The 10,585-nt window shown below is 65.7% G+C and carries 11 protein-coding genes; all 11 read left to right on the top strand.

Translation table 11 applies throughout. From position 1 onward, the window contains the following. Position 1 precedes the first annotated feature (1 nt). Positions 2–415: a GspH/FimT family protein gene (locus Q7T64_RS16220; protein ID WP_304797843.1), complete on the top strand. Its 414-nt coding sequence runs from the start codon at positions 2–4 to the stop codon at positions 413–415. A gap of 4 nt (positions 416–419) precedes the next feature. Further along, positions 420–794 (top strand): type II secretion system minor pseudopilin GspI, encoded by a 375-nt coding sequence (gspI, locus tag Q7T64_RS16215; protein ID WP_304797841.1) that lies wholly within the window; start codon positions 420–422, stop codon positions 792–794. Next, positions 784–1,491 (top strand): type II secretion system protein J, encoded by a 708-nt coding sequence (locus Q7T64_RS16210; protein ID WP_304797839.1) that lies wholly within the window; start codon positions 784–786, stop codon positions 1,489–1,491. Before gspI ends, Q7T64_RS16210 begins: the two co-directional genes overlap by 11 nt. Then, positions 1,491–2,447, top strand: a complete 957-nt coding sequence (gene gspK, locus Q7T64_RS16205; protein ID WP_304797837.1) for a type II secretion system minor pseudopilin GspK — start codon at positions 1,491–1,493, stop codon at positions 2,445–2,447. Before Q7T64_RS16210 ends, gspK begins: the two co-directional genes overlap by 1 nt. 40 nt (positions 2,448–2,487) lie before the next feature. Further along, a complete protein-coding gene (gspL, locus tag Q7T64_RS16200) occupies positions 2,488–3,780 on the top strand; it encodes a type II secretion system protein GspL (RefSeq protein ID WP_304797835.1) in 1,293 nt (430 codons plus the stop codon). Continuing rightward, positions 3,777–4,325, top strand: a complete 549-nt coding sequence (gene gspM / locus Q7T64_RS16195) for a type II secretion system protein GspM (RefSeq protein ID WP_304797832.1) — start codon at positions 3,777–3,779, stop codon at positions 4,323–4,325. Before gspL ends, gspM begins: the two co-directional genes overlap by 4 nt. Before the next feature lie 76 nt (positions 4,326–4,401). Next, on the top strand, positions 4,402–5,175 hold the full coding sequence (locus Q7T64_RS16190) for a type II secretion system protein N (RefSeq protein ID WP_304797830.1): 774 nt from the start codon (positions 4,402–4,404) through the stop codon (positions 5,173–5,175). Beyond that, positions 5,172–7,433, top strand: a complete 2,262-nt coding sequence (gene gspD, locus Q7T64_RS16185) for a type II secretion system secretin GspD (protein ID WP_304797828.1) — start codon at positions 5,172–5,174, stop codon at positions 7,431–7,433. The genes Q7T64_RS16190 and gspD overlap by 4 nt, the downstream gene beginning before the upstream one ends. Before the next feature lie 44 nt (positions 7,434–7,477). Further along, entirely contained in the window at positions 7,478–8,914 is a 1,437-nt protein-coding gene (gene gspE / locus Q7T64_RS16180; protein ID WP_304797826.1) for a type II secretion system ATPase GspE, read from the top strand. Between the two features lie 3 nt (positions 8,915–8,917). Continuing rightward, positions 8,918–10,138, top strand: coding sequence for a type II secretion system inner membrane protein GspF (gene gspF / locus Q7T64_RS16175; protein ID WP_304797824.1), 1,221 nt, complete (start codon positions 8,918–8,920; stop codon positions 10,136–10,138). A gap of 13 nt (positions 10,139–10,151) precedes the next feature. After that, positions 10,152–10,585, top strand: a 434-nt coding sequence (locus Q7T64_RS16170) for a type II secretion system protein N (protein ID WP_304797822.1), incomplete at its 3' end; no start/stop codon positions are given.

Raw genomic sequence — 10,585 nt, 5'->3', positions numbered from 1 at the left:
GGTGATCGCCGGCATCGCCATGGGTTTCGTCGCATTCAATGCGATGCCGGACCAACGGCAGCAACTGCACAACGAAGCACAGCGCATCGCCCTGCTGATGCAGCTCGCGCGCGACGAAGCCATCGTGCGCAACCGGCCGGTTGCGTTCGAGTCGGATGCCGAGGGCTACCGCTTCCTGGTGCGCGACGAAAACAAATGGATCGGCCTGGAAGGCGACCAGATGCTGCGGGCGCGCCCGTTCAAGCGGCCTCCAGTGTCGCTGGTGATTACCCCGGCCTCGGCCGGCGAGTCCAATCCGCTGCGCATCGTGTTCGGCCGCGAGCCGGTCGACAAGCCTTTCGTGCTGACACTGGCAGCGGCCCAGGTTTCAGTAACGATCCGGGCCGATGGCATCGGTCATTTCACGGTCGAGTAAGCCGATGAGCAACCGATACCAGGCCGGGTTCACGCTGCTTGAAGTGCTGGTGGCGCTGGTCATCGTCGGTACCTCGCTGGGCGCCAGCTTGCGTGCGGTCGGCAGCCTGACTACCAATAGCCGCGACCTGCGGGCGTCGATGATGGCGACCTGGTCGGCCGAGAACCGGCTGTCGCAAATCCGGCTGGCGCATGAATGGCCGGCGGTGGGCCAGCGCAGCTTCGAATGTCCGCAGGGCGAACTGCCCTTGCAGTGCGAAGAGAACGTGTACACCACGCCGAACCCGTCATTCCGGCGCGTGGAAGTGAGCGTGTTTGATAACCGCGATGGCGCTCGGCGCATCATCAAGCTGGCCCAGGTGGTGCCCAATGCGCTCTGACTTCCAGCGGCGCGCCAGGCTTGTGCAGCGGCGCGGCCGTCGCGGCCTGACGCTGGTCGAGTTGCTGGTGGCGATCAGCGTGCTGGCGGTGGTGGCGGTGATGGGATGGCGCGGCCTGGACACGATCGTGCGTTCGCGTGCGGCGCTGATCGAAGAAATGGAGCAGACCCGCGGCCTGCAACTGGCGTTCGCGCAGATGCAGAATGACTGTGCGCAGATTGCTTCGCCAGTGCTGCTGCAGAACCGGCAGGTGCTGCGCATCGACAATGCCCGCCTGTCACTGGTGCGTACCGTGCAGACAGAGGGGCAGCCGCTGCGGGCGCAGGTCGTCACTTACCTGTTGGCGGAAAATGTACTGACGCGGCAGGAAATGCCCGCCACGCGCGACTTGCGCGAGATCGATGCGCAACTGCAAAGCGTGTCGTCGGGCATGGCAGCCGCTTATTCGGTGGCCTTGCAGCCTGGCGTGAGTTCGCTGGCGCTGCGGCTATGGGCAGAAGACAAGCGTGGATGGCGCTCCGCCGATGTGCCGGACGGTGAGCAGGGCCAGCAGACCAGCTCCGGCAAAGCGCAGGTGATTGCGCAGGGCAGCGGCATCCCGGTTGCGCGTGTCGCCTACACCGGCCTTGAAATGACGCTGCGCCTGGCCGGACGGGATGCGCCGATGCAAAAGATTTTCTTGCTGGGCGCTGTCTGATGCGGCGCCCTGGCCTACAGTTCATTGTCGGGCGCGCCGAGCGCGGCGTTGCCGTGGTGACGGCGCTGTTGCTGACCACGCTGGCCGTCACCATCGTTGCCGGCCTGTTCTGGCAGCAGCAAGTGCAAGTGCGTTCAATAGAAAACCAGCGCCTGCAATTGCAGAAACAATGGATATTGCGCGGCGCGCTCGACTGGGCGCGCCTGATCCTGCGTGAAGACGCGAAGTTTTCCACCATCGACGCGCTCGACGAACCGTGGGCGGTGCCGCTGTCTGAAACCAGGCTCGACCAGTATGTCGAAAATGGCCGGGCACAAGGCGATGCTGCCGACGCTGCGCTGTCGGGCGGCATCATCGATGCGCAGGCGCGCTTTAACCTGACCAATATTGCGCCCAACGGCGCAATCGATGCCGCCGAAGTGCTGGCTTTTTCCAGGTTGCTCGCCAGCCAGCGCATCGAACCCGGGCTGGCGCAAAAGACAGCCGACCTGATGCGCGCCACCGCGCCGCTTGCCAGCGCCACGCCAGGGCAGCCGGCGGCGCTCGCGCAGCAAATGCCGCTGACCCAAGTGGATGACTTGCTGGCCGTGGATGGATTCACCAGCGAGCAGGTGGAGCGATTGCGGCCGTTTGTCGTGGTGCTGCCGCGCGCAACGCCAGTCAACGCCAACACCGCGCCGGCCGAAGTGCTGAGCGCCAAAGTGAGCAAGCTGACGCCGGGCGACGCCGCCGCGCTGGTGAATGCACGGCAGACCGCCCACTTCCGCGACCTGGCCGATGTCACCCAGCGGCTGGCGGGCAGCAACGCCGGCGTGCCTGCCAATGCGCTGTCGGTCAGCACCAATTTTTTCATCGTCAATGGCCGGGTCCGGATGGCGCGCGCCAGCCTTGACGTGGAAGCGCTGATCGAGCGCACCGGGCCGCGCACCAATGTCATCTGGGTGCGTGAGCACTGACCGGGATGCAGACCAGGACCAACAACAGGAGGCGCAAACCGTGAGCACACTTTACCTGCGCATGCCATCCAAGGTGGCCGCAGAAAGCGCAGGACACTGGACCGGGCTGCCCTGCCCCTACGCTATTGCGTCGGCAACGGCCAGGCTGGAAGCCAGCGGCGTCGAGCCGCTGTCTTCATTGGCGGCCGCCGTGGCGCAGGCGCAGCGCGTGGTGCTGATCCTGGCGGCCAGCGATGTCAGCCTGGTGACGGTGCAGGTGCCGCCGATGTCGCCGGCCAGGTTGCGGGCCGCCCTGCCCAACCTGGTAGAAGACCAACTGATCTCGGACCCGGCCGATTGCGTGCTGGTGGCTGCCGGCAGCGGCGGCGTGCGCACGGTGGCCGTGGTGCAGCGCGCCTGGCTGGACTTGCTGTCGCGTAGCGTGCTTGCTGCCGGCGCACGCAATATCGTGGCCGTGCCGGCGCAACTTTGCCTGCCCTTCGAGGCCGGCAGCGCCAGCGCCGGACTGGCCGTATTCGAAGGCGATATCGACCTTGCCGTGCGGCTGTCGAAGCAGGACGGCATCGGCCTGCCGATCCTGCCGGATTCGCCCGCTTCGGCGGCAGACGAGGTGATCGATGCGCTGCTGGCCATCGTGCCGAATGCTGCGTTGCAACTCTTTGTTCCGCATGCGGAAATGGACGGCTGGCGCGCTGCTGTTGCCGCGCGGCCGCTGGCGCAACACATCAGCTTGCAGGGAGACGGTTGGCAGAACTGGATAGACGGCGCCGAAGAGGCCGGCTCGCTCAACCTGATGAGCGGCGTGGGCATGGCGTCTGCGCCGGCCGTCAACTGGCGCGCCTGGCGGTTGCCGCTGGTGCTGGCCGGCGCGTTGCTGGCGGTGAATGTCGTCGGCCTGCAGGTCGACTGGTGGCGCATGCGCAGCGACGCCGACGCCTTGCGGTCCACCTTGACGCAGATTTTCCGCACCGCGTTCCCCAAGGAGCCGGCCGTCGACCCGGTGGCGCAGATGCGGCAAAAGCTGGCTGCCGCCAAGCGCACTGCCGGAGAATCCGCGCCGGATGACTTCCTGGCGCTGGCCGCCGGCTTTGGCGAGGCATGGCGCAGCAGCACCGGTGCAACGCGGGCATCCGGCGCTGCCGGCGCAACAGATGCAAGCAAGCTCATTGCCGCGCTCGACTACAAGGACCGCAGCCTGCTGGTGCGCTTCAAGCCCAACGCCAGTCCCTCCATCGAACAGATGCGCAGCGCATTGGCGGCGCGGGCGCTGTCGGTATCGCCAGCGCCGGCGCAGGATGGCGCGCAATCCTGGCAAATCAGGAGCACAAGATGAACGCAGCAAACCGGATGGGCAGCATCAGTGTCGGCCAGCGCCTGGGCGCAGCGGCCCAGCCGCTGGCCGATTACTGGTCGGCACGCAATCCGCGGGAACGCAAGATGATCGCGGCCGCGGCGGCGGCGATCGTGCTGGCCTTGCTGTACCTGTTATTGATCGAGCCCGCCATCAGCGGGCGTGAGCAATTGCGCAAGAACCTGCCGGCGCTGCGCCAGCAAGTGGCGCAGATGCAGTCGATGGCGCGCGAGATCCAGGCCGCCCCCCCCGCTTCCGCCGCCAGCGCGCCCCTGGCTGCGCCGGTGACGCGCGAGAGCCTGGAGGCCGGCCTGGCCGGCGCCGGCCTGAAAGCACAAACCATCAGCGTCAGCGGGGAATTCGTCCGGCTGCAGCTCAATGGCGTGTCATTCGCCGCGCTGGTCGGCTGGCTTGATCAAGCCGGAAAAAGCTTGGGGATGAGCGTTGTGGAAACCAGCATTGTTGCGCAAACTCAACCCGACTCGGTCAACGCGAATCTAACGTTGCGTCAACAGCGTCGCGAATGATGAGGCGCTCAGGAATTTGCTTGGCAGCTGCAGCTTGCCATGGTGGCAGAAGTTGCGTTGACGCAGGAGCCGGCCAGTGCTGCGCGGCTTGATCTGGCTATTGTCGGCCTTGCTCGCCGTGGCGGTGACCGTGGTCGTCGCGCTGCCGGCTGCGTGGATGTCGCCGCTGGTGGAACATCAGACCGGTGGTCGCCTGACGCTGGGCGATCCGCAGGGCAGCTTGTGGGAGGGTTCGGCATTCATCGGGGCCGCGCCTGGCCGGTCAGAGCCGGTTACGCCCTTGTTGCCGGGTCGATTTACATGGTCCTTGTCGCCAACGCTATTGCTTGGTCGCGTGCACCTGAACCTGAGCAATCCGGCGGCGCTGTCGCAGGACGTCACGGCCAATGGCGGCTGGTATCGCTGGCAGGTCAGCCCGGCTGCGATTGCGCTGCCGGCCGAGCGCCTGGCTGCGTTGGGTGCGCCGCTCAATACCGTGCGGCCATCGGGACGGATGAATTTGTCCTGGGGGCCGCTGCAGCTGGCGCGGCAGGGCAAGGCACTGCAGGTAACTGGCCTGATGAAGCTGGACATGGACGACATTGCGTCACGCCTGTCGCCGATCCGGCCGCTGGGGGCGTACACCCTGGCTGCCGATTGGCGCGGCGAGCAGGCGGTATTGCAACTGACTACCCGCAGCGGGCCGCTGGTACTGACCGGCAGCGGCCGGCTGGAGCAGGGCCGGCTGCGGTTTTCGGGCCGGGCCGAAGCGGCGCCAGGCGACGAGGAGCGGCTGACGAATCTTTTGAATCTGTTGGGACAGCGCCGCTCTGAAGGCGGCAGGCAGTACATCGAACTCGAGTTCAAATGAAAAAAAATAATCCACACACGGTTCCCGGCATGCTCATGGCTTCGCAGCGTCCTGCTGTGCGCTTGCCTGTACGCATTTTCGTTCATGCCCTGCTGGCTTGCATGGTCGTCACCCAGGTTCCGGTGGTTCATGCGCAACAACAGCCGACCGGCAATGACGCCACGCTCAATTTCGTCGGCGCCGATATCGAGTCGGTGGTCAAGGCGGTCGGGCATTACACCGGCAACACTTTCATCGTTGACCCGCGGGTAAAGGGCACGATCAACCTGGTAGCGGAAAAGCCGGTCAGCAAGACGCAGGCATTCCAGTTGCTCACGCAGACATTGCGGCTGCAAGGTTATGCGGTGGTGAATGCAAACGGCATTTACAAGGTGGTGCCGGAAGCCGATGCAAAATTGCAGGCCGGGCCGATTCAGACCGGCGCCTTGCGCGGCGACCAGATCGCCACCCAGGTATTCCGGCTGAACTACGAAACGGCGGTCAACCTGGTGCCGGTGCTGCGCCCGCTGATCTCGCCCAACAATACGATCAATGCCAATGCCGGCACCAATAGCCTGGTCGTGACCGATTATGCCGACAACCTGCGCCGTATCGGACGCATCATCGCCGCGCTGGACAATCCGGCCACCAGTGACCTTGAAGTGGTGCCAATCAAGCATGCGATCGCCACCGATATGGCCGTGATGCTGAACCGCTTGCTGGAACCGGGCGCGGCCGGAGCAGGCGGCGAAGCCGGACGCATCGGCGTGATGGCCGAGCCGCGCACCAATGCGGTGATCATCCGCGCGCCGTCCGCCGCCAGGGCCAACCTGGCCAAGTCGCTGATCGCCAAGCTCGATGTACCGACTGCCACGGTGGGCAATGTGCATGTGGTGCACCTGCGCAATGCCGAGGCGACCCGGCTGGCGCAAACACTGCGCGCCGTCGTCGCCTCCGATACCAGCCTGACGGCACAGGTGCAGGGTGCTGCCGGCACCACGCCGGGCCTGCAGCAGACCGCTGCGCCGGCCGCCGGCCAGGCCACCGCGCCGGGCGGAGCCACGACCGGGCTGAGCGCACCACCGTCCTCGCCTGCCCAGCAGCAAGGGCCCTTGCCTACGGGGGGCACTGCCGGATTCATCCAGGCCGATGCCGCCACCAATACCCTGATCATTACCGCCAATGAATCGGTCTACCGCAACCTGCGCGCCGTGATCGACAAGCTCGACGCCCGCCGCGCGCAGGTTTATGTCGAGTCGCTGATCGTCGAAGTGTCTTCCAACCGTGCTGCCGAGTTCGGCATCCAGTGGGCCGGTCTGTCGGGCGACGCCAGCAGCCGCTACCGGATCGGCTCGATCTCGGGCTTTTCGTCGGGCGGCAACAACCTGATCAACCAGGCAGTTTCGCGCGCCACCACCGGCGTGCCGGCCGCGCCGGGCAATGGCCTTAACCTGGGCATCTTCCGCCAGATCGCCGGCGAACTGACACTGGGCGCGATCGCCCGCGCGCTGGAGACCGACGACGACGCCAACATCCTGTCCATGCCCAACCTGATTACGCTGGACAACGAGGAGGCACGCATCATCGTTGGCCAGAACGTGCCGTTCATCACTGGCCAGTACACCACGCCGGCGTCCGGCGGCGGCGCCGGCGTCAATCCGTTCCAGACCGTGGAACGGCGCGACATCGGCCTGTCCCTGCGCGTGCGGCCGCAGATTTCCGAAGGCGGGACGGTGAAGATGGCGATTTACCAGGAGACTTCGGCGATCCAGGACAGCAGCAATTCCGCCGGGCTGATTACCAGCAAGCGCTCGATCGATACCAATGTACTGGTCGACGACGGGCAAATCATCGTGCTGGGCGGCCTGATCGACGATAACTCGCGCGACGGTGTGGAAAAGGTGCCCGGCCTGGGCGACGTGCCGCTGCTCGGCAATTTTTTCAAGTATCAACGCCGCAGCCGGGTCAAAACCAACCTGATGGTGTTCTTGCGCCCGACCATCGTTCGCTCCAATGATCAAAGCGTCAATGTTGCCGGCGATCGTTACAACTATATTCGCAACGCCCAGGTCAACACGCCACCCAAGCCGTCCTGGATCCTGCCTGAACTGAACGGGCCGCAACTTCCGCCGATGGACGAGGGTCGTATAGAAGGCGCCGGCGTAATGAACGTGCGGCCTGCCGGCGCCGAGCCATCGCCGCCGCCACTGGCGCCGCCAGCCACGGGTCCGGGGCCGGCGCCCTCCGATCCGTCGCTGGACCTGCGCAAGCTGAACTGAACCGAACCGGGCGCACCAGCAGGATCAAGAGGATATTGCCGAACATGAGTACTCTGCCAATCGATGAACGATTGCTGCCCTATGCCTGGGCGCGCGACCATGCCGTACTGGCCCAGCGCGGCGCCGGAAAGAACGTGGTCGAGGTGCTGATGTCGGACGCCACGCCGCCGCATGCGATTGCCGAAGTCAGCCGCCGCTTTGGCCGGATAAAATTGCGCACGCTGTCGCGCGATGAAGTAGACGCCGCCATCGCCCGCGCCTATGCATCATCCGGCGGCGATGCGGCCCAGGTGATCGATGAATACGAATCCGACCTCGACCTGGCCAAGCTGATGCTCGACATGCCGGCCATCGAAGACTTGCTGGAATCGGCGGACGATGCGCCGGTGATCCGGATGATCAACGCGCTGCTCACGCAAGCCCTGCGCGAAGGCGCGTCGGATATCCACATCGAGCCGTTCGAGCAGATTTCAGTCGTGCGCTTTCGCATTGACGGCAGCTTGCGCGACGTGGTCCGGCCCAAGAAGGCGATCCATGCATCGCTGATTTCACGCATCAAGATCATGGCGCAGCTCGATATTGCCGAAAAGCGTTTGCCGCAGGACGGCCGCATTACCTTGCGGGTCGGCGGCCGGCCGGTTGACGTGCGCGTGTCCACCCTGCCGACCGGCCATGGCGAACGCGCCGTGCTGCGCTTGCTCGACAAGGAAGCGGGCCGGCTTGACCTGCAGCACCTGGGCATGGCCGATGACGCACAGGCGCAGTTCGATCGCCTGATCGCACAGCCGCACGGCATCGTGCTGGTGACCGGTCCGACCGGCTCGGGCAAGACCACGACCCTGTATGCCGCCATGTCGCGCCTGAATTCCAGCACCACCAATATCCTGACCGTCGAAGATCCGATCGAATACGAACTCGCAGGCGTCGGCCAGACCCAGGTCAATGCCCGCATCGACATGACGTTTGCCAAGGCCCTGCGCGCCATCCTGCGCCAGGATCCGGACGTCATCATGATCGGCGAAATCCGCGACCTGGAAACCGCGCAGATCGCGGTGCAGGCGTCCCTGACCGGTCACCTGGTGCTGGCCACATTGCACACCAATGATTCGGCCGCCGCCATCACCCGCCTGCTCGACATGGGCATCGAGCCCTTCCTGCTGTCGTCGTCGCTGCTGGGCGTGATGGCCCAGCGCCTGGTGCGCAAGCTGTGCGTGCACTGCAAGCGCAACGACGGCCAGACCTGGCACTCGGTGGGCTGCGACAAGTGCGGCCACACGGGCTACCAGGGCCGGGTCGGCGTATACGAGCTGCTGCAGACGACCGACGAGATCCGCGCGCAGATCCACAACCGCGCCTCGGAAGCGGACATCCGCCGCGCCGCGCAGAAGGTCGGCATGAAGACCATGCGCGAAGATGGCGAGCGCTGGCTGCGCGACGGCACCACCACGCAGGCCGAAGTCTTGCGCGTTACCAAGGACTAGCCCGTGCCAGCATTCCGCTACGAAGCCGTCGACAACAAGGGCGACACCCACAAGGGCGTGGTCAATGCCGACAGCGCCAAGTCGGCGCGCGCCGACCTGCGCGTGCAGGGCCTGACGCCGCTCAACGTCGAGGTGATCGCGGCCCAGGTCGACGCTTCCGGCGCGGCCACGCGGCGCGGCTTCGGTGAGGGCCTGTCGCAGGTCGAACTGGCGCTGTTTACGCGCCAGCTGGCCAGCCTGCTCGAAGCGGGCCTGCCGCTCGAGCAAGCCTTTACCGCCTTGCTGGAACAGGCCGAGCGGCCATACGTGCGCGACCTGGTCGCCTCGATCCGCTCCGAAGTGATGGGCGGCGCCTCGTTTTCCGATGCGCTGTCGCGCCACCCGCGCGATTTCGCCGAGATCTTCCGCGCGCTCGTCTCCTCGGGCGAACAGATCGGCCACCTGGCCCGCGTCCTCTCGCGCCTGGCCGACTACATCGAACGCCGCAACGCGCTGGTGCAGAAGGTGCGGATGGCGTTCACCTATCCAGCCATCGTGACCGTGGTGGCGTTCGCGATCGTGATCTTCCTGCTCACCTACGTGGTGCCGCAGATCGTGTCGGTGTTTACCAACACCAAGCAGAAGCTGCCGCTGCTGACCATGATCATGCTGGGCATTTCGAATTTCGTGCGCGCTTACGGCATCATCATGCTGGTGATGCTGATCGGCGCCGGCTTCGGCGTGCGCCAGGCCCTGAAGAATCCCGCGCTCAAGCGCCGCTGGCATGCCTGGCTGCTGACCGCGCCCATCTACGGCAAGTTCGAACGCAGCTTGAACACGGCGCGCTTCGCCAGCACGCTGGCCATTACCACCGGCTCCGGCGTGCCGATCCTGCACGCGCTCGACACCAGCCGCGACACGCTTTCGAACGTGGCCATGAAAGAGCTGGTCGAACAGGCCAGCGGCGCCGTGCGCGAGGGCGTGAGCCTGGCGCGCGCGCTGTCGGCGCAAAAGCATTTCCCGCCCATGCTGATCCACATGATCCGCGCCGGCGAAATCACCGGCGAACTGCCGGCGATGTTGGAACGGGCGGCCAATTCGCAACAGGCGGACCTGGAGCGGCGCACGCTGACCATCGCGGGCCTGCTGGAACCGGTCCTGATCCTGGTGATGGGCGTGGTGGTGCTGCTGATCGTGCTGGCGGTGCTGATGCCGATCATCGAAATTAATCAGCTGGTGCGGTAACCAAGGAATTGTGATGAAGCGTTTGCCAATACTATTGACCCTGCTCGCGGTGATCGCGCTGTCGGCCTCGATCGCCTACTGGGTCATGGAACTGTACAAGCCGGCGCAGCGGCCGCTCGCCGCCATGCCGCAAGCCTCGATGGCCGACCCGTCGCCCGAAGTGGCCGCCACCCTGTTCGGTGGCCAGGCCATGGCCGCCGTGGCCAGCAACTACCAGCTGACCGGCGTGATCGCGTCGGGCGCGGATGGCGTGGCGATCCTGACCGCCGACGGCCAGCCGCCCAAGGCCATCCCGGTCGGCAAGGAATTTTCCAGCGGCGTGGTGCTCAAGGAAGTCCAGCCGCGTTACGTGATGCTGTCCGAAGGCGGCGTCCTGAAGCGGATCGAACTGGCCGCCGACGACAAGGCCGGCGCCAGCCTGTCGATGGCGCCGCCGGGCGCGATGCC

The organism is Lacisediminimonas sp. (genome assembly GCF_030645335.1).
GTDB lineage: Bacteria > Pseudomonadota > Gammaproteobacteria > Burkholderiales > Burkholderiaceae_D > Lacisediminimonas.
The sequence above is the reverse complement of the archived record's forward strand: the minus strand, read 5'-3'. Positions and strand labels throughout refer to the sequence as shown.